The sequence below is a fragment of the Rhizobium mongolense USDA 1844 genome, assembly GCF_000419765.1.
Taxonomy (GTDB): domain Bacteria; phylum Pseudomonadota; class Alphaproteobacteria; order Rhizobiales; family Rhizobiaceae; genus Rhizobium; species Rhizobium mongolense.
Map to the genome: position 1 here is coordinate 50,302 of NZ_ATTQ01000024.1, position 26,379 is coordinate 76,680.

Below are 26,379 nucleotides of genomic sequence, written 5' to 3' on the forward strand. Positions count from 1 at the left end.
GAAGTCTTTATATGTTTATATGAAGCCCGGAAGGCTTACATTTCTTCGCCGAACTTGTCCTGGACCAATTGATCCAGTGCGTTCAGCGCTTCGGCGGCCTGGTTGCCGCTCGCGCAAACGAGAACGGTCGTGCCCGGACTCGCGGCAAGCATCATCAACCCCATGATCGAGGTGCCGCCGACCGTCATTCCGTCCTTGGAGACAGTAACGGCAGCGTCGAATGTCTCGACCATTTGGACGAATTTGGCGGAGGCGCGCGCGTGAAGGCCGCGCTTGTTGACGATGAGCAGTTCCCGGGAAAACGAGGTCATGGCGGGACTTGTTTTCATCATTTTCCACTCAGAACGCGGCTGGCGACGTTGATGTATTTCCGCCCGGCCTCCGACGCTTCGATGAGCGCCTTTTCCATGTTGTTTTCGCCGCGCACGCCGGCAAGCTTGATCAGCATCGGCAAGTTCATGCCGGCAATCACTTCGGTATGACCGCTGCTCATGACCGAAATAGCGAGATTGGAAGGAGTACCCCCGAACATATCGGTCAGGATGACGACGCCGTTGCCATCGTCCGCGCTAGAGACCGCCTGCAGGATATCCTGCCGTCTCTGATCCATATCGTCTTCGGGGCCGATGCAGACCGTCTCGATAAATTTCTGAGGACCGACGACATGCTCTACAGCATGACGAAACTCTTCAGCCAGCTTGCCATGAGTGACAAGCACAAGTCCGATCATGATTCAACTGCTCCCAATGGCATATAAACGGTGGCCCCAATATCGCAACGCAGCAATCGCGTCCACCGGTGGGGGCACATCTTGGCCATCAAAAGCCGAAGTGCAAGATAAAAATGCAGACATATGCGGCGAATGCGCCTATGCAGCAGGCATTATAGGCCGATGTCCGGTGCCTTTGCCATCAAAATCGCGAGAGGCACTGGAGCGTTTGGCAGCAAGCGCAGAGCCGGCAGCGAAAAGCCTTCTGCGAATTGCGCGACGTCGTTGTCAGGCGGCAGACGATTTTCGCCCGACGGACTGCCGGGCAGCACGGCATAATGCATCGGGGCGAGCGGAACGCTTTCGCACTTGACGATGCCGGTACCGCGCAGCTCGATCAAACCAGAGATTGCGGAAGGTCGTTCAGCGATCACCTGTCCATCGCGTTTCGACAGAAATACCTGATCGTCGGCGACCAGTGAGGCGGGCAGCCCCATCCGTTTGGCCTCAGTGATGCACGTGAATGCCAGCATGGACTTACCCCAGCCGGAGGGGCCAACAAAAAGCAGGCCGGTCTTATTGACGACGATCGCCGTGGCGTTGATGTTGAAAGTTGCACCCGTCATCATGACACCGAGACTGCGGGCAGGGCGAGAATGAAGCGGGCGCCAAGCACTTCTGCCGTTTCTGCATCGATGATGTTTTCGGCACGCAACGAGCCGCCATGCGCCTCCGCGATCTGACGGCTGATCGACAGGCCAAGACCGGAATTTTGCCCGAACCCTTCGGACTCGGGTCGGTCTGTATAGAAGCGCTCAAAGATGCGGTCGATATTTTCAGCCTGGATGCCCGGACCATTGTCTTCGATATAGACAATGCAGCGCGACCGTGTGCGGAACAGCCGAACGGTGATCTTGCCGCCCTCATCCGGAACGAAGGAGCGGGCATTCTCGATGAGGTTGGTAATGATCTGGCCGATACGGAGATCATGACCATTGACGACGAAACGCGTCTTGACGCCGGGCTTGCGTTCGATCGCGAGCTCGATCTGCACCTCTTTGTTCTTGTGGCGAATCTGCCTTGAAACCTCAACCAGATCGCTAAGGAATACCTCGAGATCGACGGATCGGGCATCGACACGGGCAAGTTCGGCATCGAGGCGCGAGGCGTCGGAGATATCGCTGATGAGACGATCGAGGCGGCGGACGTCGTGCTGGATCACATCCATCAACCGCTTCTTGGAATCGTCCGACTTGGCCAGCGGCAGCGTTTCCACGGCGCTGCGAAGCGAGGTCAGTGGGTTTTTGAGCTCGTGGCTGACATCGGCGGCAAAGCTTTCGATCGCATCGATACGGTCATAAAGTGCGGTGGTCATCTCGCGGAGCGCGATCGAAAGGTTGCCGATCTCGTCCTGGCGGGCTGAGAAATCCGGAATTTCCTCGCGCTCCTTTGCGCCGCGCCGGACGCGGATCGCCGCAGCCGAGAGACGGCGAAGCGGATTGGCGATCGTCGACGAGAGAACCAGCGACAACAGAACGTTGACGAGTGTCGCCACACCGAAGACGCGCATGATCGCCAAGCGTTCGGCATGGACGATGTTGTCGATGTCACCGGCCTGCGTCGAAAGCAGCAGAACGCCGAGAACGGCACGAAAACGCTGGATCGGGACAGCTACAGAGACGATGAGTGCGCCCTTGTCAGTGGTGCGTACAACGGCGCCGCGCACTCCCGTCAACGCATTCATCACTTCCGGATAGATCGACCCGTCGCCACCCGGCGCTTCCTTGTAGACCGGCAGATTCCCAGGCTGGAGCGCCTTGTTGAAAAGTGTTGTAAGCCATTCAGCCCAAGTCTGCTTCTCTTCCTCCACCGGCGGCAGATCGAAGCGCAAGACCTGACCTCGCGAATAGAGATGGCGCGAATCGAGAAGCAAGTTGGCATCGGCATCAAAGATGCGGGCACGCGTGCGCGTGGGCGAAATCAGCCGTCTGAGAACCGGTGCTACCTTTTCCGGATCGATCGGGAATTCAAGATCCTCATCATTCGGGACGGGCGTAATGCTCTGTCCGGCCTGCAGCTCGAGAAGCTTCTGCGGATCGATGGTGATCGAGTTCGTATCGACGGAGGCCGATGCCGAAACCGCACCGGCGATGATTTCGCCTTGCGTCAGCAAGCTCTCGACGCGGGCGTCGATCAGGCCCTCGCGAAACTGGTTGAGGTAAAGAATGCCGCCTACAAGGACGAGCAGTGCTGCGAGATTGAAGAAGAGGATGCGGCGCGTCAGGCTCGAAAAGACGGCATTGCCGAAGATGCGGCGAATGATGGTGAAGGGATGCGACCAGCGCCTTCCCCTGACACGGCGGCCGCTCAAGCCTTCCGCGTCATCCAAGTCCCTTTCCTGCACCAACTGTGCCAACGACAGGCCCTTTCGGAGGGCGTGGCGGTCTCCCGCCTCCAGCCCTCGACAATACTCATGCGCCGCGCCGACAGGCGTCAGGCTGCTTCGCGGAAGCGGTATCCCACTCCGTAAAGCGTTTCAATCATATCAAAGTCGGTATCGACCATCTTGAATTTCTTGCGAAGCCGCTTGATGTGGCTATCGATGGTACGGTCGTCGACATAGACCTGTTCGTCATAGGCCGCGTCCATCAGCGCGTCGCGGCTTTTCACCACGCCCGGGCGCTGTGCGAGCGAATGAAGGATGAGGAACTCGGTTACCGTCAGCGTCACCGGTTCGCTCTTCCATGTGCAGGTATGGCGTTCCTGGTCCATGACAAGCTGGCCGCGTTCGAGTGAGCGCGCGAGCTGGGCAGCGCCCGTTTTTGGCGCGGCGCCAGCGCCGGCAACCGTCGTTGTTTCCCGGCTGGAAGCGCGGCGAAGCACGGCGCGGACCCGTTCCACGAGCAGTCGCTGGGAGAATGGCTTCGTGATGAAGTCATCGGCGCCCATCTTCAGGCCGAACAGTTCGTCGATCTCCTCGTCCTTGGAGGTGAGGAAAATCACCGGCATATCGGATTTCTGCCGCAACCGTCGCAAGAGCTCCATTCCATCCATGCGCGGCATCTTGATATCGAAGATAGCGAGTTGCGGCGGGCGCGCGATAAGGCCATCGAGGGCCGAGGCGCCATCCGTATAGGTTTCGACCTTGTATCCTTCGGCTTCCAGTGCGATCGACACGGAAGTGAGGATGTTGCGGTCGTCGTCAACGAGCGCGATTGTCGCCATGGTGTTCGTCTCCGTCATCTATGCGCATCTCCAGGAATTTTTGATGTCCCCAGGCCGGCCCTACGACCGGATGCGCTTATGGGGGATAAAGGTGGAACAAATTGTGGCAAAGATAAAGGGCAGGCATTGCTGCAATGTGCGAATGGTGGTCGCACATGGCGCGGCAAGAACCAATCCAAAACGTGTAATTCAAACGATTTAAAATACACGAAAGAAATTTAAATCGATTAATTATTTGATATCATTATATTTTCGCCATTTTGCACTATTGCTTTTTAAAATTGGCCACCTTAGTTTTCCTCTTGGTTTTAACGGCGGGAGCCTTGGACGAAAGGAAAAGCCATGGAGACGTTCGGAATTCACAACCCGGCGATAACGCTGGCGACGATTGGTTTGGGACACGCAAAGAGCGCTTACTATAACCTTACCGCCGCCTCCCTTTATGAAGAAGCGATTCGCCGCGGTGAAGCCGAACTGACGGCCCAAGGCGCCCTTCGTGCATTGACTGGACAACATACCGGCCGTTCGCCACGCGACAAATTTGTCGTGCGCGATGCCAAGACGGACGGCGAAATCTGGTGGGACAACAACAAGCCGATGTCGCCGGAGCATTTTGCCTTGCTGCATCAGGATATGTTGGCGCATGCCGCCGGCAAGGAGCTTTTCGCCCAGGACCTGATCGGCGGCGCCGATCAGAACTACTCGCTGCCGACGCGTGTCGTGACGGAATTTGCCTGGCACTCGCTTTTCATCCGCAATCTTCTGATCCGTCCGGAGCTTTCTGCCCTTGCATCCTTCGTGCCGAAACTGACGATCATCGATCTACCGAGCTTCAAGGCCGATCCGAAGCGTCACGGCTGCCGCAGCGAGACGGTCATTGCATGCGACCTCACGAACGGTCTCGTGCTGATCGGCGGCACGTCCTATGCTGGAGAGATGAAGAAATCCGTCTTCACCGTACTCAACTACCTGCTGCCGGCAAAGGGTGTCATGCCGATGCATTGCTCGGCGAACGTCGGCCCGGATGGCGATTCTGCGGTTTTCTTCGGCCTCTCCGGCACCGGCAAGACGACGCTGTCGGCTGATCCGTCGCGCACCCTGATCGGAGACGACGAGCATGGCTGGGGCGAAAACGGCATCTTCAACTTCGAAGGCGGCTGCTATGCCAAGACAATCCGCCTTTCGGCGGAGGCGGAGCCGGAAATCTACGCGACAACGCAGCGTTTCGGCACGGTACTGGAAAACGTCGTGCTCAACGAACTGCGCCAACCGGATTTCGACGATGGCTCGTTGACGGAAAACACGCGCTGCGCCTATCCGCTGGATTTCATTCCCAACGCCTCGAAGTCCGGCCTTGCCGCTCATCCGAAGACGATCATCATGCTGACGGCGGATGCTTTCGGCGTCATGCCGCCGATCGCGCGTCTGACGCCGGATCAGGCCATGTATCACTTCCTTTCCGGCTACACCGCAAAGGTCGCCGGTACGGAAAAGGGCGTGACGGAACCGGAAGCGACATTCTCGACCTGCTTCGGTGCGCCGTTCATGCCGCGTCATCCGGCCGAATATGGCAATCTGCTGAAAGAACTCATCCATCGCCACGGTGTTGAATGCTGGCTTGTCAATACCGGTTGGACGGGTGGTGCTTATGGTACTGGCAAGCGCATGCCGATCAAGGCCACGCGTGCTTTGCTGTCGGTAGCGCTCTCCGGCGATCTGGCCAAGGCAGATTTCCGCATTGATCCGAATTTCGGTTTCGCGGTGCCCGTTACTGTCGCTGGCGTCGAAAGCGGTATTCTCGATCCGCGCTCTACGTGGGCCAACGGTGCAGCCTACGATATTCAGGCAGAAAAGCTCGTCTCCATGTTCATTTCGAACTTCGCGAAGTTCGAGGCACATGTCGACGGCGGCGTGCGCGATGCGGCGCCCGGCATCAAGGCTGCGGCCGAATAGGTTCCAAAGTATTGATGATTCACGTGAAACCCGGCCTAATTTGCCGGGTTTTTCTTTGCGTGTTTTAAAATTCCCACGGATATGAGATAGAAGCCGCATGGCCAGCGACGCGCTCTATATCAACGACGGGATCACCATCGCTGGATGGGAGCTGACGGAACAATTCGTTCTGGCTGGCGGTCCCGGCGGCCAAAATGTCAACAAGGTATCGACGGCCGTCCAGCTGTTCTTCAATATCCCGAATTCACCTTCGCTTCCCGATCGCGTCAAGACCAATGCCATAAAGCTTGCCGGCAGGCGCATGTCGAAAGAGGGCGCCCTCATGATCGAGGCAAGCCGCTTTCGCAGTCAGGATCGCAATCGCGAGGATGCGCGAGAACGCCTCAAGGACCTGATCCTTGAGGCTGCCAAACCCCCACCGCCGCCGCGCAAGAAAACGAAACCGACCAAAGGCTCGATCGAACGCCGCCTGAAGGAAAAATCCGGCCGCGCCGAAGTGAAGAAGATGCGCAGCCGTCCCGGTGGAGAATGATATGCCGGAGCTTTCGACGGGCGTCTGTCACTTCCCGGAATATCTGGACCGGGCCCGGCAGGAAGCGCTCGTCGAAACGATCCGCGGCATTGTCGCTGAGGCTCCGCTTTTCGTGCCCGTAATGCCGAGCACGGGCAAACCGATGTCGGTCCGGATGAGCAATTGCGGACCACTGGGCTGGGTCACCGATAAGGAGCGCGGCTACCGCTATCAATCGACACATCCTGTCACCGGCAGGCCATGGCCAGCGATGCCGGACGTCTTGCTCGACATCTGGAACGACGTTTCCGACTACGAAAAACCGCCGCAGGCTTGCCTGATCAATTTCTATTCAGACGACGCAAGAATGGGTCTGCATCAAGACAGGGATGAGCAGGATTTTAAGGCGCCTGTCGTCTCGATCTCTCTCGGCAACAGTTGTCTTTTCCGCATCGGCGGGCTCTCCCGCACAGACCGCACGCAGTCGGTCAAACTCGCCAGCGGCGATATCGTGGTGCTTGGGGGCGAAGGGCGCCTACGCTTTCACGGCGTCGACCGCATCTATCCGGCGACTTCCACGCTGCTCAAGAATGGCGGGCGGATCAACCTGACGTTAAGGCGTGTGGATCCGTGAATCCGGCTAAAGTTTTCTTAGCGCGACCTGCTCGATGAGATGGTTTTCACCCTTGCGCAGGATCAGATCAGCCCGTGGGCGGGTCGGCAGAATGTTCTGCCGGAGATTCTTCAGGTTGATGTTGGCCCAAAGCCCTTCGGCGATCGAAAGCGCGTCCTTCTCGCTGATCGAGGCATAGCGATGGAAATAGGAATTCGGATCGCGGAAGGCGGTTTCGCGCAGACGCATGAAGCGTGTGACATACCAGTTGTGGATCAGTTCTTCTTCGGCATCGATGTAGATCGAGAAATCGAAGAAGTCGGAAACCATCGGCACGATCTTGCCGTCGGCCGGAAGGTCGCGCGACTGCAGAACGTTGATGCCTTCGAAAACCAGGATGTCGGGCCGGTCGATGATCGTGTATTCGTTCGGAACGACGTCATAGACCAGATGAGAATAGACGGGCGCCTTCACATTCGGCTGACCGGCCTTGATCGCGGAGAGAAATTTCAGGATGGCGCCTGTGTCGTAGCTTTCGGGAAACCCCTTGCGCTGCATCAGATTTTCCCGCTCGAGCACCGCGTTTTGATGTAGAAAGCCGTCGGTCGTGATCAGGTCGACCTTTGGACTCGATGGCCAGCGCCGCAGGAGTTCCTTCAAGATACGCGCGGTCGTTGATTTGCCGACGGCGACGGAGCCGGCGATGCCGATGACGAATGGCGTTTTCGTCACGTCGGACAAACTCAGGAACCGATTGCGCTGCTCAAAGAGCAATTGCGATGATTCGACATGTGAGGAGAGCAGACGCGACAGCGAGAGGTAGATGCGCCGGACTTCGTCGAGATCGACCGGATCGCCCATCGAGCGCAGTCTCGCGACCTCCTCGGCCGTTAGCGTGAGCGGCGTGTCGGCGCGGAACTTCGCCCATTCCTCGGAAGAAAAGAAATTATACGGCGAATAGGAATTCGCCTGGAAGTGATCGAGCGTTTCTGGCGCCCCAAGAATTTGCGTCGCGATACTCATGAACTCTGCCGGCTGGCCTTTTCCTTGACGCCGGATTGAGCCGTACGCCGCTCAAGCTCCGCCATCACATCCTGCAACGGAATGCCTGCTATCTTCAATACGACCAAAAGGTGATAGAGGAGGTCGGCCGCCTCGTAGGTGAGATTGGCGCGATCCGCCGCTACAGCAGCCATGACGGCTTCAATGGCTTCTTCGCCGAGTTTCTTTGCTGCCTTCTGCTGCCCGGCGGCAACGAGCTTCGCCGTCCAGGATTCATCCGGTGGGGCCTTCGACCGCTCGTCGACGATCTTTTCCAGATCGGAAAGGGAAAATCCGGTCATACTGTCGCTTTCAATCAGTCGAGGCGCATCGCGATGCCATGCGAAGACATATAGTGCTTCGCTTCGCCGACGGAATAGGTGCCGAAATGGAAGATGGAGGCAGCAAGCACGGCATTGGCATGCCCATCCTTCACGCCTGCAACCAGATCGTCGAGATCGCCGACGCCGCCCGATGCAATCACGGGCACGCGGACGCAATCGGCGATCGCCCGGGTGAGCTCAAGATCGTAGCCGACTTTCGTGCCGTCGCGATCCATCGAGGTGACAAGCAGCTCGCCGGCGCCGCGGGCAACCATCTTCTGTGCAAATTCCACGGCATCGATGCCGGTCGCGTTGCGGCCGCCGTGGGTGTAGATTTCCCAGGCGCTCAAGTTGTCCTGGCCAACAGCCTGCGTGCGCCGCCGCTTGGCGTCGATCGAAACGACGATGCATTGGTCGCCGAACTTGTCGGCAGCTTCAGCGACGAAGTCCGGATTGTTCACGGCCGCCGAATTGATCGAGACCTTGTCGGCACCGCAGAGCAGCAGCTTGCGGATATCGCCGATGCTGCGCACGCCGCCGCCGACAGTCAGCGGCATGAAGCACTGATCGGCGGTGCGGGAAACGACATCGAAGATCGTTTCGCGATTGTCCGATGAAGCCGTGATGTCGAGGAAGCAGAGCTCGTCAGCGCCGGCAGCATCATAGGCTTTCGCAGCCTCGACCGGATCGCCGGCATCGATCAGGTTGACGAAATTGACGCCCTTGACGACACGGCCGTCTTTGACGTCGAGGCAAGGGATGACGCGGGCTTTCAGGGTCATTGTGTGTCTTCCTTCTCCCGCGCCGCCTTGATCAGCGCCAAGGCTTCCTGAGGATCAATACGTCCATCATACAGCGCACGGCCGGAGATGGCACCTTCCAGCTTGCGGGCGTCGGGCTGCAGCATGCGCTTCACATCCTCGATCGAAGCGAGCCCGCCCGAGGCAATCACCGGGATCGAAACGGCATCGGCAAGTTCCAATGTCGAGGTCCAGTTGATGCCGGTCAGGATCCCATCGCGATCGATGTCCGTGTAGATGATTGCCGCCACGCCGGCACCTTCGAATTTCCTGGCAAGTTCGACGACGCCAAGCTCGGAGGCTTCCGCCCAGCCCTCCACGGCCACCTTGCCGCCCTTCGCATCGATGCCGACGGCGACGCTGCCCGGAAACTGCTTGCAGGCCTCGACGACCAGCGCCGGATCACGAACGGCAACCGTACCGAGGATCACACGTGTCAGGCCGCGCGAAAGCCAGTTTTCGATATGCGACAGCGTTCGGATGCCGCCGCCGAGCTGCACCGGATTCTTCGTTGCCTTGAGGATCGTGTCGACGGCCGCGCCGTTGACACTTTCGCCGGTAAAGGCGCCGTTGAGGTCAACAACGTGCAGCCATTCGAAGCCCTGGTCTTCGAAAGTTTTCGCCTGTGCGGCAGGGTCGGGGTTGTAGACCGTTGCCTGCTCCATATCGCCGAGCTTCAGGCGAACGCATTGGCCGTCCTTGAGGTCGATGGCGGGAAATAGAATCATGTTGGTTCAGTCCTTGCGGTCTGCGCGACCCTAAGGCTTCCAGCGCAGGAAATTGGTGATCAGGGCGAGACCGAGCTTCTGGCTCTTCTCCGGATGGAATTGCGAACCTGCCATGTTGTCGCGTCCGACGAAGGCCGTCATCGCTCCGCCGTACTCCGTGGTGGCGATGACATCGCCGGCGTTCCCCGCGGCCAGATAGTAAGAATGCACGAAATAGGCATGCAGGCCATCAGGCCCTGTCGGAATGCCTTCGAAGAGCGGATGCGGATGCCGAAGGTCGAGCGTGTTCCAGCCGATCTGCGGAATCTTGAGGTCCGGATCGTCCGGCGTCATTTCAACGACGTCGCCAGGAATCCAGCCGAAACCTTCCGTTACAGTTTTTTCAAGGCCGCGCGACGACATCAGCTGCATACCGACGCAGATACCGAGAAACGGCTTTGCCTTCCTCTCAACGGCTTCGATCAGCGCTTCGGTCATGCCGGGAACGGCATCGAGCCCGTGGCGGCAATCGGCATAGGCACCGACACCCGGCAGAACGACACGGTCGGCCGACGCGACATTCTCGGCCTTGTCCGTCAGGTCGATATGGGCGTCGATGCCTGCCTCGCGTGCGGCGCGTTCGAAGGCCTTCGTTGCCGAGCGCAGATTGCCCGAGCCGTAGTCGATAATTGCGACGCGCATCAGCGTCCTCCGTTAAACCCAAAGAGACCAAGCGAAGTCGTATTGCCATGGCGGCCGGGGGAATGCGGATGTCGCTCCCACTCCGGTGCCGGCATGCGGTCGCCATCGGCATTGGTCTCGATATTCGAAAAATAGGTCGCTTCCGCTGTCGCAAGCGAATCTGCCGTAATCACGGCTTCTTCGTTCCAGCCTTTGGAAGCGAGATTTCGGATTCGCAGGTTCTGGCCCTCGAAGCCGGCTAGGATGCAAGTGCCGAGCGTGATCGCGAATCCTGCCGGCCAGAGTCCGGGCCGGTCCATTAAAACGCCGCCGAGCGCCTGAAGCAGGAATGCTGCAATCGCATAGAGCCAAAGCCGGTGTACAAGAAGCCATAGCCAGGGAAAGAGAAAACCGAGCAGCGTGAACCCGTCGCGGATGACGCGCGTCTTCTCATGGGTGACATCCGTTCCGCCCGGAGCCGTCAAAACCAGATAGCTGGAAGTCATATCGTTCAAGCTCCCTGAAGGGGCTCAGACGAGCGTGCCCTTCGTCGAGGGAACACGGCCCGCCTGTCTTGGATCGATCTCTGTCGCCATGCGCAGCGCGCGGGCAACGGCCTTGAAGCAGGTCTCTGCAATATGATGGTTGTTGGCACCATAATGGTTCAAGATATGCAAGGTGATGCCGGCGTTCTGCGCAAGTGCCTGGAAGAATTCGCGGACAAGTTCCGTGTCGAAGGTGCCGATCTTCGGCGCGCTGAAGGCGACGTTCCAGACAAGGAACGGTCGGCCGGAAAGATCGACGGCGGCTTTCGTCATCGTCTCGTCCATGGCAAGGTCGATCGAAGCATAGCGGGTGATGCCACGACGGTCGCCGAGCGCTTTTGCAATCGCCTGGCCTATCGCAATGCCGGTATCTTCGACCGTGTGGTGATCGTCGACATGCAGGTCGCCCTTCGTCTCGATCTCCATATCGATCAGGGAATGTCGCGAAAGCTGATCGAGCATATGGTCGAAGAAGCCGACGCCCGTCGAGATCTTGGCTTTGCCGCTACCATCAAGATTGACGGAAACGGAAACCGAAGTCTCGTTCGTCTTGCGGGAAACATTGCCCATGCGGCTTGCTGCAGTCTCGGCCATATGGCTGCTCCATCAGGGATGACGGCCGTTCCTTATCAGGCGTTCCCTAAAATATCCAGAAGTGTACGGGCAGAAAACCGGCCCATTTGCAATCGGCATCGGCCAACTTACATAGGGGCTCACAGGGCCGGAGAGCGGCTCGACGTAACGCCCGCTGATCCGGGCAAGGATGTTTTGATGACAACGATTATTACAATTCGAAAGGGCGGCAAGGTGGTGATGGCCGGTGACGGCCAGGTCAGCCTCGGTCAGACCGTCATGAAGGGCAATGCGCGCAAGGTGCGCCGTATCGGTAAGGGCGAGGTCATTGCCGGCTTCGCTGGTGCGACCGCGGACGCATTTACGCTGCTCGAGCGTCTTGAAAAGAAGCTCGAACAGTATCCCGGCCAGTTAATGCGCGCAGCCGTTGAGCTCGCCAAGGACTGGCGCACGGACAAATATCTTCGCAATCTCGAGGCCATGATGCTGGTCGCGGACAAATCGATAACGCTGGCAGTCACCGGCAACGGCGATGTTCTGGAGCCCGAACATGGCGTCACGGCGATCGGATCTGGCGGCAACTACGCATTGGCGGCGGCGCGTGCCCTGATGGATACGGACAAGTCTGCCGAGGAGGTCGCCCGCCGCGCGCTGGATATCGCAGCCGATATCTGCGTCTATACGAACCACAACATGGTGGTGGAAACACTGGATGCTGAAAACTAAGCCTGCCTCGCGATACCGTTTCCGCGACGTCCGCCGTGAGGATTTCCCCCTTCTGGCGCAATGGCTTGCGGAGCCGCATGTCGCGAGATGGTGGGGCGAACCTTCAACGGAGCTTGGTTCGATCGAAGAGGCAATGACGAGCGAAGAAACCCGGCCAATGATCGTGGAACTGGACGGAAAGCCTATAGGTTATCTGCAAAGTTACGATCCTCATCTTGAGGAAGGCCATCCTTATCAGGATCAGCCGAAGGGTACGCTCGGCATCGACATCTCGATCGGTATCCCGGAACTGACGGACAAGGGCCACGGGGCTGCGATCATCCGCCAGTTTACGTCCGAGCTTTTTGCAGATGGCGCCAAGCGCATCGTGATCGATCCGGATCCTGAAAACCTTCAGGCGATCAGGGCTTACGAGAAGGCGGGCTTTCGCTACGTCGATACAAGAACTTCCATTTACGGTCCGGCCCATTTCATGGCGCTGGACGCACCCGGAGAAACGGATTTACCATGACCACCTTTTCCCCCCGCGAGATCGTTTCCGAACTCGACCGCTACATTATCGGTCAGCATGAGGCCAAGCGCGCCGTGGCGATTGCGCTCCGCAACCGCTGGCGCCGTCAGCAGCTCGATCCGAGCCTGCGTGACGAAGTGATGCCCAAGAATATCCTGATGATCGGCCCGACCGGTGTCGGCAAAACGGAGATTTCCCGCCGTCTTGCCAAGCTTGCCGGTGCGCCTTTCATCAAGGTCGAGGCAACCAAGTTCACTGAGGTCGGTTATGTCGGCCGCGATGTCGAACAAATCATCCGCGACCTCGTCGAAATCGGCATCGGGCTCGCGCGCGACAAGAAGCGCGCCGAGGTCGAATCTAAGGCTCATATGAGTGCCGAGGAACGCGTCCTTGATGCCCTTGTCGGTGCGACCGCCTCTCCTGCCACCCGTGACAGCTTCCGCAAGAAGCTGCGCAACGGTGAACTCGACGACAAGGAAATCGATATCGAGGTTGCCGATACCGGCGCGGGCATGGGCGGCTTTGAAATCCCCGGCATGCCCGGTGCCAATATCGGTGTTCTCAACATCTCGGAAATGTTCGGCAAGGCGCTGGGCGGACGCACAAAGAAGGTCCGCACGACGGTGAAGGCTTCCTATACCGATCTCATCCGCGATGAGTCCGACAAGCTGATCGACAATGACATCATCCAGCGCGACGCCGTGCGCGCGGTCGAAAATGATGGCATCGTCTTCCTCGACGAGATCGACAAGATTGCGGCGCGTGACGGCGGCATGGGGGCCGGCGTGTCGCGCGAAGGCGTGCAGCGCGATCTTCTGCCACTCGTCGAAGGAACGACCGTCTCCACGAAGTATGGACCGGTGAAGACAGACCACGTTCTCTTCATCGCCTCGGGCGCCTTCCATGTGTCGAAGCCTTCCGATCTCCTGCCGGAATTGCAGGGCCGCCTGCCGATCCGTGTCGAACTTCGGCCGCTGACCAAGGAGGACTTCCGCCGTATCCTGACCGAAACCGAGGCGAGCCTGATCCGGCAGTATCGCGCGCTCATGGAAACGGAGAACCTGAACCTAGAATTCACCGACGATGCAATCGATGCCCTGGCTGATGTCGCAGTCCATCTGAACTCTTCGGTCGAAAACATCGGCGCTCGCCGGCTGCAGACGGTGATGGAGCGTGTACTGGACGATATTTCCTTCAACGCGCCCGATCGCGGTGGTTCGGCGATAAAGATCGACTCGGCCTATGTGCGTGAGCACGTCGGCGATCTGGCGCAGAACACGGATCTCTCGCGCTTCATCCTGTGATATTGCCGCACCGGCTGCAACCTTTGCAGGTTTCACAGCGGATTTCGACAGTCTGAACTCTCGACAGCGGGCCTTTTACTTCTTAGTGAAAGGCCCGCTTGTTTGTGAACGCGGCTTTATTCGGCCAAGATTCTGGTCCAGTCAGCGCGCTTCGCCATGAAGACGATATAACCAGACGGAATAGCTGATCGTGCGACGCCTTTTGACATGCCTCCTGATCGCCATCGCGGCGCTCACATCCGTGCCAGCCTATGCCATTGAGGTCGTGCCGCCCGGCAATCGCAACATCGAGCAGCCGGCGGTCCCCGGCGCATCCGTCCGCCGCACCAAGGGCACCAAGTCGACCTTCGACCGGAAATACGAGAAAGTCTACGAACTGCTCTCCACCGATCGCGAACTGATGGGCAAGATCAGGAAGACGGCCGCCGCCTACAGCATCGATCCTATCCATGTCATCGGCGCCATCGTCGGCGAGCACACTTATAACGTCGATGCTTATGACCGCCTTCAGTCCTACTACGTGAAGGCCGCCTCCTATGCCGGCGAGAGCTTCCGCTTTGCCTATGAGGGCGAGGATGTCGACACCTTCGTCGATCGTCCGCAGTTTGCAGAGTGCAACGGCAAGCGTGATTCCTATCTGCTCTGGAGCTGCCGTGAAGATGTGTGGGAACGCGACTTCCGTGGAAAGGCTGTGGACGGCAAGAGCTTCCCGAACAATCGCTTCAGCGCCGTGTTCTTCCAACCGTTTTATGCTGGTCAGACCTTTGGGCTCGGCCAGGTGAACCCGCTGACGGCATTAATGCTCTCTGATCTGGTCAGCCGTGTTTCCGGCTATCCGAGACTGAACGAAAAGGACGCCGGCGCCGTCTACCGCGCCATCATGGAGCCGGATATCTCGCTCGCCTTCGTTGCGGCCTCGATCCGCGAGTCGATCGAAGATTACAAGCAGATCGCCGGCATGGATATTTCGAAGAATCCTGGTCTGACCGCGACGCTTTACAATGTCGGCAATTCGCGCCAGCGCGCTTTGGCTCTCGCCGCGAAGAACCGGGCCGCAGGTGCGCTAGTCTGGCCAGAGGAGAATTATTACGGCTGGCTGATCAACGACAAGCTGGACGAGCTTGAGGGCCTGCTCTAACCTTCGCCTTGGCGGGAGGTTATAATCCTCCGCGAAAGGCCGTTTCCATGGATATGCGACCGGAACCGTTTGTTCCACCCGCACCGCTGCCGCGCTCTGTGCCGCCATCGCGACTGGAGATCATCCGCACGATCCTTCGCAATCCGCTGGAGCTCTGGGGCGAGCCGTCCTACACGCTTCCCTGGATCAAGACCCGCTTCTTCCACGACAGCACGATCATCGTCAACGATCCGGGTCTCATCAAACATGTGCTGGTCGACAACGTTGCGAACTACCGCATGGCGGATATCCGCCAGCTCGTATTGCGCCCCATATTGCGCGACGGATTGCTGACGGCCGAAGGGGAGGTCTGGAAGCGATCGCGCAAGGCGGTTGCTCCCGTCTTCACGCCGCGCCACGCCAACGGTTTCGCAGGGCAAATGCTGCGGCAATCCGAGGCCTATGCGCGAAAATACGAAGCGGCCGCAGGCGAGAGCCAAGTATTCGAAATCGCCAGCGATATGACCGAGCTTACCTTTGCGATCCTTGCCGATACGTTGTTTTCCGGTGAGATCGTCACCTCATCAGACAGCTTTGCTGAGGATGTGAACGCGCTTCTGCACCGTATGGGTCGCGTCGATCCCATGGATCTCCTGCGAGCGCCGTCCTGGGTGCCGCGGGTGACACGCATTGGTGGCCAGAAGGTTCTCGACAAGTTCCGCACCATCGTGCGGCAGACGATGGACGCCAGGCTCCGGCGCATGGCTGCCGATCGTGGCTCGGCGCCAGAAGATTTTCTGACTCTGCTGCTCGACCGGGCAGCGACGGGCGGCCTCACCAATGAAGAAATCGAAGACAATATCCTGACCTTTATCGGCGCGGGTCACGAAACGACGGCGCGAGCGCTCGCATGGACGCTCTATTGCGTGGCGAACAGTCCGCATATCCGCGACGCGATGGAAGAAGAGATCGGCCGCGTTCTCGCAAGCGGCGCCGAGCCCGTCGAATGGCTTGATCTGATGCCCTTCACCCGCGCCGCCTTCGAAGAGGCCCTAAGGCTCTATCCGCCGGCCCCGTCCATCGACCGCGCTGCGATCGCTGACGACAGCTGGACAGATTCCAAGGGCGAGAAGGTCGATATCCATGCCGGCATGACGGTGCTCATCATGCCCTGGACTCTTCACCGGCATGAGCTCTATTGGGAGAAGCCGCGTGCCTATATGCCCGAGCGGTTTTTCCCGGAAAACCGCGGCAAGATCGGCCGGTTCCAGTTTCTGCCATTCGGTGCAGGTCCGCGCGTCTGCATTGGTGCTACCTTCGCCATGCAGGAGGCGGTCATCGCGCTAGCCGTATTGATGAGCCGTTTCCGCTTCGATGTGACGGAAAAGACCAATCCCTGGCCAGTGCAAAAGCTGACGACCCAACCTCAGAACGGTCTGCCGATGCGCGTCACGGAGCGTACTGTTTCCTTGTCGGCATAAATCTTTAGAACTATTGCAGAATTGACTATGAATGAAAGCGGCGCAAATTGACAGAATGTGAAAAACGCCGCCTTCCGCGGGAGGAGAATTGCATGAGCTGCATCGAAAAGAACGGTCTTTCCATCGAAACCGTCCTTCATGACTTCATCGTCAACGAAGTGCTTCCCGGCCTTTCGGTCGACGCGGATGCATTCTTCGCCGGCTTTTCCGCAATCGTTCATGACCTCGCGCCGAAGAACCGAAAACTGCTTCTGAAACGCGATCACCTGCAGGCGCGTATTGACGAATGGTATCGCCAGAACGGTGCGCCGGCGGACATGGAAAGCTATCAGGCCTTTCTTCGCGAAATCGGCTACCTGCTGCCGGAAGGCTCGGATTTTCAAGTTTCGACCGAGAATGTCGATCCCGAGATTGCTTCGATTGCAGGGCCACAGCTCGTCGTTCCCGTCATGAATGCGCGTTACGCGCTGAACGCCGCAAATGCGCGCTGGGGCTCACTCTATGATGCGCTTTACGGCACGGATGCCATTCCCGAAAGCGACGGAGCGGAAAAAGGCAAGGGATACAATCCGAAGCGCGGCGAAAAGGTCATCGGCTGGGTTCGCGATTTTCTGGACAGCGCCGCTCCGCTCGAAGGCGCGAGCTGGAAGGATACCGCTGCCTTCAAGGTCGACGGCGGAAATCTCGCGGTCACCTCGACGGACGGCGAACAACTGGCCCTCGCGGATCATCGGCATTTCGCCGGCTATCGAGGTGATGCGCACACGCCGACACATCTTCTCTTGGAAAACAACGGCATTCACATCGAGATTATCATCGATGGCTCGACGCCGATCGGAAAGGGCGATCCGGCGCAGATCTCCGATGTCTGGCTCGAATCTGCGATCACGACGATCATGGACTGCGAGGATTCGATCGCCGCCGTCGATGCCGAGGACAAGGTCGTCGTCTATCGCAACTGGCTAGGCCTCATGAGGGCTGACCTGCAGGAGGAGGTCAGCAAGGGCGGCGCGACGTTCGTCCGCAAGCTCAATCCCGACATCACCTATCAGGCGCCGGACGGTTCCGCCTTTGACTTGCACCGCCGCTCGCTGATGCTCGTCCGCAATGTCGGCCACCTTATGAGCAATCCGGCTATCCTCGACCGCGACGGCCGGGAAGTTCCCGAAGGTATCATGGATGCCGCCATTACGGGCCTGATCGCGCTTTACGATATCGGTCCCAACGGCCTCCACAAGAACTCGCGCACGGGCTCGATGTATGTCGTCAAGCCGAAGATGCATGGGCCTGAGGAAGTGGCCTTCGCCGTCGAGATTTTCGCTCGCGTCGAAGAACTGCTCGGCATGCCGAAGAACACGATGAAGATGGGGATCATGGATGAGGAGCGACGCACGACCGTAAATCTCAAGGAATGCATTCGTGCTGCCCGCGAGCGCGTCGTCTTCATCAATACCGGCTTCCTCGACCGCACCGGAGACGAGATCCATACCTCGATGGAAGCGGGCCCGATGATCCGCAAGGGCGATATGAAGCAGGCGGCCTGGATTTCCGCCTACGAGAACTGGAACGTCGATATCGGCCTCGAATGCGGCCTGTCCGGTCACGCGCAGATCGGCAAGGGCATGTGGGCGATGCCTGACCTGATGGCAGCCATGCTGGAGCAGAAGATCGCTCACCCGAAGGCCGGCGCCAACACTGCCTGGGTTCCCTCGCCAACCGCAGCAACACTGCATGCGACGCATTATCACCGGATCAACGTGGCCGATGTTCAGCGCGCACTGAAGGATCGTGCGCGCGCCAAGCTGTCCGATATCCTTTCCGTTCCGGTCGCCACCCGGCCGAACTGGACAGCGGATGAAATCCAGCGAGAACTCGACAATAATGCGCAGGGCATCCTCGGCTACGTCGTCCGTTGGGTCGACCAGGGTGTCGGCTGCTCAAAGGTGCCCGACATCAACAATGTCGGGCTGATGGAAGACCGCGCAACGCTTCGGATTTCCGCTCAGCACATGGCCAACTGGCTGCACCACAACGTCGTCAGCGAAGCACAGATCATCGAAACGATGAAGCGCATGGCCGCAGTCGTCGATCAGCAGAATGCCGGCGATCCTGCCTATATGCCGATGGCGGAGAATTTCGAGCGCTCGGTCGCCTTCCAGGCTGCCGTCGACCTTGTCTTGAAGGGCAGGGAGCAGCCGAGCGGCTACACGGAACCGGTTCTTCATCGCCGCCGCCTTGAGCTCAAAGGCAGGCAGGCAGCATAAAGCTCGTGATCTAACAAAAAGGCCACCGGAAGAAAATTCCGGCGGCCTTTTTTATACCGAATTCACTTTTTAGCTTACTGGATAACGATGACCTTGGTCGCCTTGCCCGGACGGACACGGCTGTAGAGGTCGATAACGTCCTGGTTCATGAGGCGGATGCAGCCGGACGAAGCGGCGGTGCCGATGGAGGCCCATTCGGGCGTGCCGTGAAGACGGAAAAGGGTATCCTGACCCTTTTCGTTGAAGAGATACATGGCGCGTGCGCCGAGCGGATTCGTGAGACCTGGGCCCATGCCGTCTTCGACGTATTTTGCAATGTCGGGCTTGCGGACAGCCATTTCCTTCGGCGGATGCCAGGTCGGCCATTCCTGCTTCCAGGCGACATAGGCCGTGCCGGCCCATGCGAAGCCCTGCTTGCCGACACCGATGCCGTAGCGCATCGCCTTGCCGCCCGGCAGGACGTAGTAAAGGTGGCGTTCGCGGGTGTTGACGATGATCGTGCCCGGACGCTCGGTCGTCTCGTAGGAAACGATCTGTCGGCGGAACTCCGGCTTGACGCGCTGGATCGGGATGGCGGGCAGAGCGTATCCGGCATCCGTCCTCACGCCGTAGGCGTCGTCGAAGATCTGCGCCGTCTGGACAGTCGGGCCGGCGGCCTTGTCTTCGAGGGAAGCGCGATCGGAATTGGTGGAGCAGCCGGCCAGAGCGAGGGTCGCGATCAGGCCGAACACAGGGAATGCATTGCGGATGCGCATGAATATCTCTTAGGATTGGCAGTGAGGAAACGGTCTTGGAACCATCTTTGATTATGGTTTATTTTCGATTAACTTCGTCTTTGCAAGATGTTGCAGTGCGACGAGAGTTACCCGCAGCGGCAAAGTAGAACCGCATGGTTTTTTTGCAACAGAGCGGGGTGTTCCCAAACGGTTATCCATGACGATTTTGAGCGTTTACAATAACAACCCGTTAATAGATGGCCGGCAATCGGACAGAGCTATGCTCGTGCGCCGAGGGACTCAGATATTACTTCACGACATGCGTCATGCGGTTCTGCCTGAACTGCCGTTGGCGAGCGGCCGACGCGCCGATCTGATCACCATGTCGGAAAAGGGCGAGATCTGGATTATCGAGATCAAAACCTCGATCGAGGATTTTCGGGTTGATCGCAAATGGCCTGAATACCGGCTGCATTGCGACCGGCTTTTCTTTGCGACGCATAAGGATGTACCGCTTGATATCTTCCCGGAGGAATGCGGACTGTTCCTGTCGGACGGCTATGGCGCGCATATGATCCGCGAAGCGCCGGAACACCGCCTGGCGCCGGCAACCCGCAAGTCGGTCACACTGAATTTCTCCCGTGCCGCCGCGCAGAGACTGATGTTGGCCGAATGGGCGAATGGCAAGCAGCTTGCCGCCGACCATATCTAACAGCGGCTATTTCGGAGCGCGTTTGGCGAGAATTCGCTGCAGCGTGCGGCGGTGCATGTTGAGCCGCCGCGCTGTTTCGGAGACGTTGCGCTCGCACATTTCGTAGACACGCTGGATATGTTCCCAACGAACCCGGTCGGCCGACATTGGATTTTCGGGAAGTTCCGCCTTTTCGCCCGGCCGCTGAGTCAAGGCTGCGAACACGTCGTCCGCATCGGCAGGCTTCGCGAGATAGTCGACGGCTCCCAGTTTCACGGCCGTCACTGCCGTTGCGATATTGCCGTAGCCCGTCAGCACGATGATCCGCGTATCGTCCCGGCGCTGGCGGATCGCTTCGATGACGTCGAGGCCGTTACCATCGCCGAGCCGCAGGTCGACCACAGCATATTTCGGCGGATGGCTCTTCGACTTTGCAACACCTTCCGCAACCGATTCCGCCATTTCGACCTGGAAGCCGCGTGTCTCCATCGCGCGCGCCAGGCGTCGCAGGAAGGGGCCGTCATCGTCGACGATCAAGAGGCTCGCATCGGGGCCGATGTCGTGTTCGCCGGCGGTAAGGGTTTCGTGGCTTTGTTCGGTCATGGTCTTCGATCCTGGCGGCTTGCAACCCGCCTTATATTTGCCAACTGCACATATCTTCATTATGCCGATAAAGTCATTTTGTCGAATTTGCATCGATGAGCATGCGCGGCCATTCGACACGGATACGCGCTCCTTCACTTTCCGGATCGCGGTTCTCGAAAACCAGCGTCGCACCGGAACGTTCAAGCAGTGTCTTGGCGATGAAAAGTCCAAGCCCCAGCCCGCCTGCCGTATCCTCCTTCTGCCTTTTGGTGACGTAAGGCTCTCCGATACGGGTAAGAATATCCGGTGCGTAGCCGTTGCCGTCGTCCTCGATGATGATCAGCACCTTGTTGTGGTCATGTTCGACCGTGACCGTTACCTTCTCGCGAGCATAATCGACGGCATTTTCGATGAGATTGCCAAGCCCATACATGATCCCGGCATTGCGCTCCGTGACCGGTTCACCCTTGCGCGGACTTTTCTCGATCAGTTCGACTTCAATCGGAAATTCGCGATAGGGCGCAATGATCTCCTCGATCATCGAAGACAGCGGCAGCCGCCGCATATGCGCATCGCCCTCCGCCGAAAGGCTCGTCAGTCGCTTCAGGATATCGCGGCAACGTTCGCTCTGGCTGCGCAGCAGCTGCACGTCCTCGCGGAACCGGTCGTCGTCCTTCAGTTCGCGCTCCATCTCCTTTGCCACGACGCTGATCGTCGCAAGCGGCGTTCCGAGCTCATGTGCCGCCGCCGCGGCCAGGCCGTCGAGTTGCGAAAGGTGCTTTTCCCTCTGCAGTACGAGTTCGGTCGCGGCCAGTGCATCCGCCAGCTGGCTTGCTTCCATCGAAACGCGATAGGCATAAAAAGCTGCAAAGACCATGGTCGAAGCAATCGAGCACCAGACACCGAACTGCATGACGTTGTGCACATTGATCTCGGCACCATTGAACCATGGAAGCGGGAAGGGCGAGAAGGCGAGGATCGTGATGCAGACCATTGCAAAGACGATGAGTGCAACGCTGTAGCGGATCGGCTGGGAGGCAAAGGAAATGATGACCGGCACGCAGACGAGCGCCGCAAACGGGTTCGCCAGGCCGCCGGTGATAAACAGCAGGGCGCAGAGCTGCAGCAGATCCAGCCCGAGCAGTGCGAAGGCAGCCGGCGGTTCCAGGCGATGCGTCGGCGGATAGCGGATCGTCAGAAAGAAATTGACCCAGGCAAGCGCTGCAATCAGCAAGCTGCTGGCGACCAGCGGCAACGGGAATTTGAGCCAGAAGGCTACGATGAAAACCGTCGCCGCCTGTCCGCCGACCGCGAGCCAGCGCAAACGTACCAGCGTCTGCAGGCGCAGCCTGCGGCTGTTATGCCGGTCGTTCTGAGGTTTGTTGTTGACGTCATCGGCCATGCTCGGCTCCTCGCCCAGGCTTATGTACCACGCGGCTTGGCGCGTGTCGTCGGCAAGGCTTCCTCTGGCCGCTCCGGCCAGGAATGCCGGGGATAGCGGCCCCGCATTTCGGCACGTACGTCCTTCCAGGAACCTGCCCAGAACCCTGGCAGGTCGCGCGTCGTCTGGATCGGCCGGTGCGCGGGCGAGGTCAGTTCGAGAAGAAGCGGCAGCCGTCCGCCGCCGATCGTCGGATGCTGCTTCAATCCGAAAAGCTCCTGTACCCGGATCGTCAGCAGGGGCTCCTCGCCGTCATACTGGATCGGATGACGCTGGCCCGTTGGCGCGTCGAAATGCGTCGGTGCAAGCCGGCTGAGGTCACGTTGCAGTTCGTGCGACACAAGCGCCATCAACCCGCTGGTGAGCGATCCGGCGGATATATCCGAAAGCCCGCGCGCATCGCTCTGGTAGGGCGTGAACCAGTCGTCCAGCCGTTCCAATAACGCAGCGTCGCTTAGATCCGGCCATGGCGCGCCGATCGTTCGATGCAGAAAGCCGATCCGTTCGCGCAGCTGGATGGCTTCCTTGGAAAAGGGCAGGGCGTTGAGTCCCAATTGCCGTATGCCATCCGCCAGTGCTGCGGCAACACGCTCGCCGGCCGGCCGGGGCAACGGCGTTTCGTCAAAAACGATCGCCCCGAGCCTTGTCGCGCGCCGGGCGCGGACTTGCCTGCTCGGCAGGTCGAAATAGGTCTGCTCGCCGGTCTCGATCACACCTGGCAGCTCGGCTTCGACATCGCCGCGCGAAATCTCCGCCGCAGCGAGGATGCGTGCCTGCGTTGCGCGTCCGGTCAGATCGGCGATCACCAGCATCTGGCTGCCCGCCAGACGTTCCGTCGCCGACAATTCGGCGCCACGACCGTTTGCCATCACGTACCGTCCCCGCCCGCCGCGCTGCAGGGCAATCCGATCGGGAAAGGCATGCAGCAGGAGCTGTCCGGCAAGCGGTGGCGCGCTTGAGGAAATCTTGTCGAGCCCGCGCGCCAGCCGTGCGGCAAGGCGACGCGAAGCATCCGCCCGTCCGCCCTTTTCCGTCTTGAAGCGCCGCAAACGGTCCTCGATGTCGACACTTGTGCCGCCGAGGCCCTGTTCCGTCAGAAGAACGGCAAGCATCGCAGCTTCTATTGCGTGGCCGCTTTCCCCGGCCGAAACCACCATGGCTGCCAGCCGCGGCGGCAGCGCAAGTTCGCGCATCGTCCGTCCGCGCGCAGTCAAGGTTCCATCCTTGTCCAGGGCTCCGAGTTCCTGCAGCAGCGCGCGCGCCTCCTTCAGCGTCGTCGCTGGAGGCTGGTCGACAAAGGCAAGCGATGCCGGATCCTGAACGCCCCAATGCGCCAGATCGAGCATGAGTCCGGAAAGATCGCTCGACAGGATCTGCGGCGGTGTAAAAGCAGGCAAGGCGGCCGTCTGCCCCGGGTGCCAGAGGCGGATCGCGATGCCGGGTTCCGTTCTGCCTGCGCGCCCGGCGCGCTGGTCGGCCGAAGCCCGCGACACCCTCACCGTCTCCAGCCGTGTGATGCCTGTCGAAGCCTCGAACACCGGCAGCCGCTGCAGCCCGCTGTCGATTACGATGCGAACGCCGTCGATGGTGATCGACGTTTCGGCGATCGAGGTCGCAAGCACGATCTTGCGCGTGCCCCTCACCGCCGGCCGGATTGCTGCATCCTGCTCTTTCTGGCCGAGATTGCCGTAGAGAGGGGCGATCAGCGTTTCCGACCCGAACCGCCCTTCAAGCCTTTCCGCTGTTCGGGTGATCTCGGCCTGCCCAGGCAGGAAAGCGAGGATCGATCCCGTCTCGCCCGCATGGGCCTCGATGATTGCCCGTATAGCGGCGTCCTCTATACGCTCGCCGCCCGGGCGATCCCGATAGCGGAGGTCGATCGGAAAGCTCCGGCCCCTGCTTTCGATCACCGGCGGATGGTCGAGGAGTGCTGCAACACGCTCGACGTCGAGCGTTGCCGACATCACGAGAAGCCGCAGATCACTACGGAGCGCCGAGCGCACGTCGAGCGCCAATGCCAGTCCGAAATCCGCATCGAGCGAACGCTCGTGAAATTCGTCGAAAATGACCGCAGAAACCCCCGAAAGTTCCGGATCGTCGAGGATCATGCGCGCAAAGACGCCTTCGGTGACCACTTCGATCCGCGTCTTGCCGGAAATGCGGTTGTCGAGGCGCATGCGGTAGCCGACTGTTTCGCCCACCTGTTCGCCGAGCAGAAAGGCCATGCGGCTCGCCGCAGCCCGCGCTGCCAGCCGCCGCGGCTCCAGCACAATGATCCTGCCGTCGTTGCGCCATGGTTGATCCAGCAGATAAAGCGGCACAAGCGTGGTCTTCCCCGCGCCGGGTGGCGCGGAAAGAACGGCTCGTCCGCTTTCGGCAAGTGCGGTTCCGATCTCGGGCAGAACGTGAGAAACCGGAAGTTCCGGCAGAACGGGCATTGCGCTTATTTCCCGCCGGTGACGGTTTCATAGGCGAGAATCGCTCCGGCGAGGTCCTCGAGCGCAGCGCCCACGGATTTGAAAAGCGTGATTTCGCCTGCCGCGCTGCGGCCGCCCCGGGTGCCGCGAACGAGTTCGGCAAGTTCTGCCTTGATCGCACCCTCGTTGAGCACGCCGCTTTCGAGCGGCTGAACGATATCACCCGCTTCCTTCATCGCACCGGCTCGCGTATCGACGAAGACGGACGCTCGGCGGATCGCCTCGTCGTCGGTCTCACGCATGCTTGGCTTGAAGCCGCCGACAAGATCGAGATGCGCGCCGGGTTTCAGCCATGCCCCGCAAATGAGCGGCTCGCTTGAGAGTGTGCCGCAGGAGACGATGTCGGCGGTTTGCGCCGCCGCTTCGATATCTGAGACTGCCTCAGCGGCCAGCCCGAGCTCCCGGGCTTCGGCCGCAACCTTTTCTGCGCCTGCAGGATTGCGCCCCCAGATATGGATGCGCTTGATCGGGCGGATGGCCGTATGCGCCTGTAGCAGGTTGAGCGAGAGGCGGCCGGTTCCGCAGACAAGCAGCTCGGCCGCGTCCGGCCGCGCCAGATAGCGTGCCGCCAATGCCGAGGTCGCAGCGGTGCGCCGTGCCGTCAGCTCGCCGCCGTCGATCGCCGCAAGCATTTCGCCCGTTGCACCTGACGAAAGCAGGTAGGTCCCGAAGATTGCCGGCAGCGCGCGCTTGGCGTTGCCCGGAAAAACCGAGATCATCTTCACGCCGGCATAGCGGCCGGGCACCCAGGCAGGCATCAGAATCAGCGTCGCATTTTCTTCGCCAGGGACATGCATGTCGTGATGATGGCGCACTGGCATGACGCATTCACCGGCAAACATATCCGCGATCGCTTCGATAAGCTCCGCCCAGGGAAGGGTTGCGCGCGTTTGTGCTTCATCGAGGACAAGCATTCCAGTCTCCATAACCGAATATCCGAGACGCCAAACTAGCGATTGACCGAAGCTGCGCAAGCAGATCTGGAAAGTGATGAGATGCTTCCTATATAATGTAAGCGGCCAAAATCGATGCCGAGACGGCGAAATAGAAAAACGAAACCCCGTCAGTCCAAAATCGGACAGAAATTTGCTCAGCTTTTGACATCGCCTTAAAATCGTGAGCGAAAACAGTCTGTTACAAAAATGTCAAAAAAGTTGGATTGTCGGTGTTGACTATGTCTGAGGGTTAGCCGTATAAGCCGCGTCACTGAACGAGGGCGGCGGCGCTGCTGGCGACGATGTCCTTCGCTCTTGGGTTTCCGGATTGGCTGGATTGCTGATTGGGGCTGGGACTTTCGGGTTTCGGTTTGGCCTTGTGACTGGATATGTCTGGTCTGTTATTTGACAATTGAAGATGAGAAGAAAGAGAAACGTGGGCGGCGGAGC

At 59.4% G+C, this 26,379-nt stretch carries 28 protein-coding genes; 10 read left to right on the top strand and 18 right to left on the bottom strand.

The window, feature by feature from the left end; all coding sequences use genetic code 11:
* Positions 1–35: 35 nt before the first annotated feature.
* The 5 genes from A3C3_RS0130920 to A3C3_RS0130940 form a co-directional block, all read right to left on the bottom strand.
* Positions 36–311, bottom strand: coding sequence for an HPr family phosphocarrier protein (locus tag A3C3_RS0130920; protein ID WP_028740151.1), 276 nt, complete (start codon positions 309–311; stop codon positions 36–38).
* 17 nt (positions 312–328) lie between these two features.
* A complete protein-coding gene (locus tag A3C3_RS0130925) occupies positions 329–730 on the bottom strand; it encodes a PTS sugar transporter subunit IIA (RefSeq protein WP_022718434.1) in 402 nt (133 codons plus the stop codon).
* Between the two features lie 152 nt (positions 731–882).
* Positions 883–1,335: an HPr kinase/phosphorylase gene (locus A3C3_RS0130930; protein ID WP_028740152.1), complete on the bottom strand. Its 453-nt coding sequence runs from the start codon at positions 1,333–1,335 to the stop codon at positions 883–885.
* Positions 1,335–3,125 carry a sensor histidine kinase gene (locus A3C3_RS0130935; protein WP_022718436.1) on the bottom strand — a complete coding sequence of 597 codons (1,791 nt, stop codon included), beginning with the start codon at positions 3,123–3,125 and terminating at the stop codon, positions 1,335–1,337. Before A3C3_RS0130935 ends, A3C3_RS0130930 begins: the two co-directional genes overlap by 1 nt.
* A gap of 77 nt (positions 3,126–3,202) precedes the next feature.
* On the bottom strand, positions 3,203–3,934 hold the full coding sequence (locus A3C3_RS0130940; protein ID WP_194730257.1) for a response regulator transcription factor: 732 nt from the start codon (positions 3,932–3,934) through the stop codon (positions 3,203–3,205).
* Between the two features lie 342 nt (positions 3,935–4,276).
* Between A3C3_RS0130940 and A3C3_RS0130945 the strand changes: the two genes are divergently transcribed.
* The 3 genes from A3C3_RS0130945 (at position 4,277) to A3C3_RS0130955 (ending at position 7,032) form a co-directional block, all read left to right on the top strand.
* Positions 4,277–5,887: a phosphoenolpyruvate carboxykinase gene (locus tag A3C3_RS0130945; RefSeq protein ID WP_022718438.1), complete on the top strand. Its 1,611-nt coding sequence runs from the start codon at positions 4,277–4,279 to the stop codon at positions 5,885–5,887.
* Between the two features lie 97 nt (positions 5,888–5,984).
* Complete coding sequence (gene arfB / locus A3C3_RS0130950; RefSeq protein WP_022718439.1) at positions 5,985–6,419, top strand: alternative ribosome rescue aminoacyl-tRNA hydrolase ArfB; 435 nt, start codon at positions 5,985–5,987, stop codon at positions 6,417–6,419.
* A 1-nt stretch (position 6,420) separates the two neighbouring features.
* Positions 6,421–7,032, top strand: a complete 612-nt coding sequence (locus A3C3_RS0130955; RefSeq protein ID WP_022718440.1) for an alpha-ketoglutarate-dependent dioxygenase AlkB family protein — start codon at positions 6,421–6,423, stop codon at positions 7,030–7,032.
* 6 nt (positions 7,033–7,038) lie between these two features.
* On the opposite strand, the gene coaA is transcribed toward A3C3_RS0130955, so the two are convergent.
* From coaA to hisB, 7 genes are read right to left on the bottom strand one after another with little or no spacing between them, the layout of a single operon-like run.
* On the bottom strand, positions 7,039–8,034 hold the full coding sequence (gene coaA, locus A3C3_RS0130960; RefSeq protein WP_022718441.1) for a type I pantothenate kinase: 996 nt from the start codon (positions 8,032–8,034) through the stop codon (positions 7,039–7,041).
* On the bottom strand, positions 8,031–8,354 hold the full coding sequence (locus tag A3C3_RS0130965) for a phosphoribosyl-ATP diphosphatase (protein ID WP_022718442.1): 324 nt from the start codon (positions 8,352–8,354) through the stop codon (positions 8,031–8,033). Before A3C3_RS0130965 ends, coaA begins: the two co-directional genes overlap by 4 nt.
* A gap of 14 nt (positions 8,355–8,368) precedes the next feature.
* A complete protein-coding gene (hisF, locus tag A3C3_RS0130970) occupies positions 8,369–9,157 on the bottom strand; it encodes an imidazole glycerol phosphate synthase subunit HisF (RefSeq protein ID WP_022718443.1) in 789 nt (262 codons plus the stop codon).
* Positions 9,154–9,903 (bottom strand): 1-(5-phosphoribosyl)-5-[(5-phosphoribosylamino)methylideneamino]imidazole-4-carboxamide isomerase, encoded by a 750-nt coding sequence (hisA, locus tag A3C3_RS0130975; protein WP_022718444.1) that lies wholly within the window; start codon positions 9,901–9,903, stop codon positions 9,154–9,156. The genes hisF and hisA overlap by 4 nt, the downstream gene beginning before the upstream one ends.
* Positions 9,904–9,933: 30 nt before the next feature.
* On the bottom strand, positions 9,934–10,584 hold the full coding sequence (gene hisH / locus A3C3_RS0130980; RefSeq protein ID WP_022718445.1) for an imidazole glycerol phosphate synthase subunit HisH: 651 nt from the start codon (positions 10,582–10,584) through the stop codon (positions 9,934–9,936).
* Positions 10,584–11,069, bottom strand: a complete 486-nt coding sequence (locus tag A3C3_RS0130985) for a DUF2628 domain-containing protein (protein WP_022718446.1) — start codon at positions 11,067–11,069, stop codon at positions 10,584–10,586. Before A3C3_RS0130985 ends, hisH begins: the two co-directional genes overlap by 1 nt.
* A gap of 24 nt (positions 11,070–11,093) precedes the next feature.
* A complete protein-coding gene (gene hisB / locus A3C3_RS0130990; protein WP_022718447.1) occupies positions 11,094–11,702 on the bottom strand; it encodes an imidazoleglycerol-phosphate dehydratase HisB in 609 nt (202 codons plus the stop codon).
* Positions 11,703–11,879: 177 nt separating this feature from the next.
* Between hisB and hslV the strand changes: the two genes are divergently transcribed.
* The 6 genes from hslV (at position 11,880) to A3C3_RS0131020 (ending at position 19,084) form a co-directional block, all read left to right on the top strand.
* A complete protein-coding gene (gene hslV / locus A3C3_RS0130995) occupies positions 11,880–12,407 on the top strand; it encodes an ATP-dependent protease subunit HslV (protein ID WP_022718448.1) in 528 nt (175 codons plus the stop codon).
* The gene (locus A3C3_RS0131000; RefSeq protein WP_022718449.1) at positions 12,394–12,918 is read left to right on the top strand and encodes a GNAT family N-acetyltransferase; all 525 of its coding nucleotides are present in this window, start codon (positions 12,394–12,396) and stop codon (positions 12,916–12,918) included. The genes hslV and A3C3_RS0131000 overlap by 14 nt, the downstream gene beginning before the upstream one ends.
* Positions 12,915–14,222: an ATP-dependent protease ATPase subunit HslU gene (gene hslU / locus A3C3_RS0131005; RefSeq protein WP_022718450.1), complete on the top strand. Its 1,308-nt coding sequence runs from the start codon at positions 12,915–12,917 to the stop codon at positions 14,220–14,222. The genes A3C3_RS0131000 and hslU overlap by 4 nt, the downstream gene beginning before the upstream one ends.
* A 190-nt stretch (positions 14,223–14,412) precedes the next feature.
* Positions 14,413–15,360 (top strand): DUF1402 family protein, encoded by a 948-nt coding sequence (locus tag A3C3_RS0131010; protein WP_022718451.1) that lies wholly within the window; start codon positions 14,413–14,415, stop codon positions 15,358–15,360.
* A 47-nt stretch (positions 15,361–15,407) separates the two neighbouring features.
* On the top strand, positions 15,408–16,820 hold the full coding sequence (locus A3C3_RS0131015) for a cytochrome P450 (protein ID WP_022718452.1): 1,413 nt from the start codon (positions 15,408–15,410) through the stop codon (positions 16,818–16,820).
* A gap of 92 nt (positions 16,821–16,912) precedes the next feature.
* Positions 16,913–19,084: a malate synthase G gene (locus tag A3C3_RS0131020; RefSeq protein WP_022718453.1), complete on the top strand. Its 2,172-nt coding sequence runs from the start codon at positions 16,913–16,915 to the stop codon at positions 19,082–19,084.
* A gap of 74 nt (positions 19,085–19,158) precedes the next feature.
* Here A3C3_RS0131020 and A3C3_RS0131025 read toward each other — a convergent pair whose 3' ends face one another.
* Entirely contained in the window at positions 19,159–19,839 is a 681-nt protein-coding gene (locus A3C3_RS0131025; RefSeq protein WP_022718454.1) for a L,D-transpeptidase, read from the bottom strand.
* 178 nt (positions 19,840–20,017) lie between these two features.
* Here A3C3_RS0131025 and A3C3_RS0131030 point away from each other — a divergent pair, with 178 nt between their 5' ends.
* Positions 20,018–20,512: an MmcB family DNA repair protein gene (locus tag A3C3_RS0131030; RefSeq protein ID WP_028740153.1), complete on the top strand. Its 495-nt coding sequence runs from the start codon at positions 20,018–20,020 to the stop codon at positions 20,510–20,512.
* A 6-nt stretch (positions 20,513–20,518) separates the two neighbouring features.
* Here A3C3_RS0131030 and A3C3_RS0131035 read toward each other — a convergent pair whose 3' ends face one another.
* The 5 genes from A3C3_RS0131035 to A3C3_RS46495 form a co-directional block, all read right to left on the bottom strand.
* Positions 20,519–21,094, bottom strand: a complete 576-nt coding sequence (locus tag A3C3_RS0131035; RefSeq protein WP_028740154.1) for an ActR/PrrA/RegA family redox response regulator transcription factor — start codon at positions 21,092–21,094, stop codon at positions 20,519–20,521.
* A gap of 73 nt (positions 21,095–21,167) precedes the next feature.
* The gene (locus tag A3C3_RS0131040; protein WP_022718457.1) at positions 21,168–22,478 is read right to left on the bottom strand and encodes an ActS/PrrB/RegB family redox-sensitive histidine kinase; all 1,311 of its coding nucleotides are present in this window, start codon (positions 22,476–22,478) and stop codon (positions 21,168–21,170) included.
* Between the two features lie 20 nt (positions 22,479–22,498).
* Complete coding sequence (gene hrpB, locus A3C3_RS0131045; RefSeq protein WP_022718458.1) at positions 22,499–24,955, bottom strand: ATP-dependent helicase HrpB; 2,457 nt, start codon at positions 24,953–24,955, stop codon at positions 22,499–22,501.
* A gap of 5 nt (positions 24,956–24,960) precedes the next feature.
* The gene (gene lhpI, locus A3C3_RS0131050) at positions 24,961–25,908 is read right to left on the bottom strand and encodes a bifunctional Delta(1)-pyrroline-2-carboxylate/Delta(1)-piperideine-2-carboxylate reductase (RefSeq protein ID WP_022718459.1); all 948 of its coding nucleotides are present in this window, start codon (positions 25,906–25,908) and stop codon (positions 24,961–24,963) included.
* 289 nt (positions 25,909–26,197) lie between these two features.
* On the bottom strand, positions 26,198–26,379 hold a 182-nt coding region (locus tag A3C3_RS46495; protein ID WP_210163487.1), incomplete at its 5' end, for a hypothetical protein.

Excerpts from the sequence above, each read along its gene's own strand:
- A3C3_RS0130920 (WP_028740151.1), bottom strand. The coding sequence starts at position 311 with ATGACCTCGTTTTCCCGGGAACTGCTCATCGTCAACAAGCGCGGCCTT.
- A3C3_RS0130925 (WP_022718434.1), bottom strand. The coding sequence starts at position 730 with ATGATCGGACTTGTGCTTGTCACTCATGGCAAGCTGGCTGAAGAGTTT.
- A3C3_RS0130930 (WP_028740152.1), bottom strand. The coding sequence starts at position 1,335 with ATGACGGGTGCAACTTTCAACATCAACGCCACGGCGATCGTCGTCAAT.
- A3C3_RS0130940 (WP_194730257.1), bottom strand. The coding sequence starts at position 3,934 with ATGGCGACAATCGCGCTCGTTGACGACGACCGCAACATCCTCACTTCC.
- A3C3_RS0130945 (WP_022718438.1), top strand. The coding sequence starts at position 4,277 with ATGGAGACGTTCGGAATTCACAACCCGGCGATAACGCTGGCGACGATT.
- arfB (WP_022718439.1), top strand. The coding sequence starts at position 5,985 with ATGGCCAGCGACGCGCTCTATATCAACGACGGGATCACCATCGCTGGA.
- A3C3_RS0130955 (WP_022718440.1), top strand. The coding sequence starts at position 6,421 with ATGCCGGAGCTTTCGACGGGCGTCTGTCACTTCCCGGAATATCTGGAC.
- coaA (WP_022718441.1), bottom strand. The coding sequence starts at position 8,034 with ATGAGTATCGCGACGCAAATTCTTGGGGCGCCAGAAACGCTCGATCAC.
- A3C3_RS0130965 (WP_022718442.1), bottom strand. The coding sequence starts at position 8,354 with ATGACCGGATTTTCCCTTTCCGATCTGGAAAAGATCGTCGACGAGCGG.
- hisF (WP_022718443.1), bottom strand. The coding sequence starts at position 9,157 with ATGACCCTGAAAGCCCGCGTCATCCCTTGCCTCGACGTCAAAGACGGC.
- hisA (WP_022718444.1), bottom strand. The coding sequence starts at position 9,903 with ATGATTCTATTTCCCGCCATCGACCTCAAGGACGGCCAATGCGTTCGC.
- hisH (WP_022718445.1), bottom strand. The coding sequence starts at position 10,584 with ATGCGCGTCGCAATTATCGACTACGGCTCGGGCAATCTGCGCTCGGCA.
- A3C3_RS0130985 (WP_022718446.1), bottom strand. The coding sequence starts at position 11,069 with ATGACTTCCAGCTATCTGGTTTTGACGGCTCCGGGCGGAACGGATGTC.
- hisB (WP_022718447.1), bottom strand. The coding sequence starts at position 11,702 with ATGGCCGAGACTGCAGCAAGCCGCATGGGCAATGTTTCCCGCAAGACG.
- hslV (WP_022718448.1), top strand. The coding sequence starts at position 11,880 with ATGACAACGATTATTACAATTCGAAAGGGCGGCAAGGTGGTGATGGCC.
- A3C3_RS0131000 (WP_022718449.1), top strand. The coding sequence starts at position 12,394 with ATGCTGAAAACTAAGCCTGCCTCGCGATACCGTTTCCGCGACGTCCGC.
- hslU (WP_022718450.1), top strand. The coding sequence starts at position 12,915 with ATGACCACCTTTTCCCCCCGCGAGATCGTTTCCGAACTCGACCGCTAC.
- A3C3_RS0131015 (WP_022718452.1), top strand. The coding sequence starts at position 15,408 with ATGGATATGCGACCGGAACCGTTTGTTCCACCCGCACCGCTGCCGCGC.
- A3C3_RS0131020 (WP_022718453.1), top strand. The coding sequence starts at position 16,913 with ATGAGCTGCATCGAAAAGAACGGTCTTTCCATCGAAACCGTCCTTCAT.
- A3C3_RS0131025 (WP_022718454.1), bottom strand. The coding sequence starts at position 19,839 with ATGCGCATCCGCAATGCATTCCCTGTGTTCGGCCTGATCGCGACCCTC.
- A3C3_RS0131030 (WP_028740153.1), top strand. The coding sequence starts at position 20,018 with ATGACGATTTTGAGCGTTTACAATAACAACCCGTTAATAGATGGCCGG.
- A3C3_RS0131035 (WP_028740154.1), bottom strand. The coding sequence starts at position 21,094 with ATGACCGAACAAAGCCACGAAACCCTTACCGCCGGCGAACACGACATC.
- A3C3_RS0131040 (WP_022718457.1), bottom strand. The coding sequence starts at position 22,478 with ATGGCCGATGACGTCAACAACAAACCTCAGAACGACCGGCATAACAGC.
- hrpB (WP_022718458.1), bottom strand. The coding sequence starts at position 24,955 with ATGCCCGTTCTGCCGGAACTTCCGGTTTCTCACGTTCTGCCCGAGATC.
- lhpI (WP_022718459.1), bottom strand. The coding sequence starts at position 25,908 with ATGCTTGTCCTCGATGAAGCACAAACGCGCGCAACCCTTCCCTGGGCG.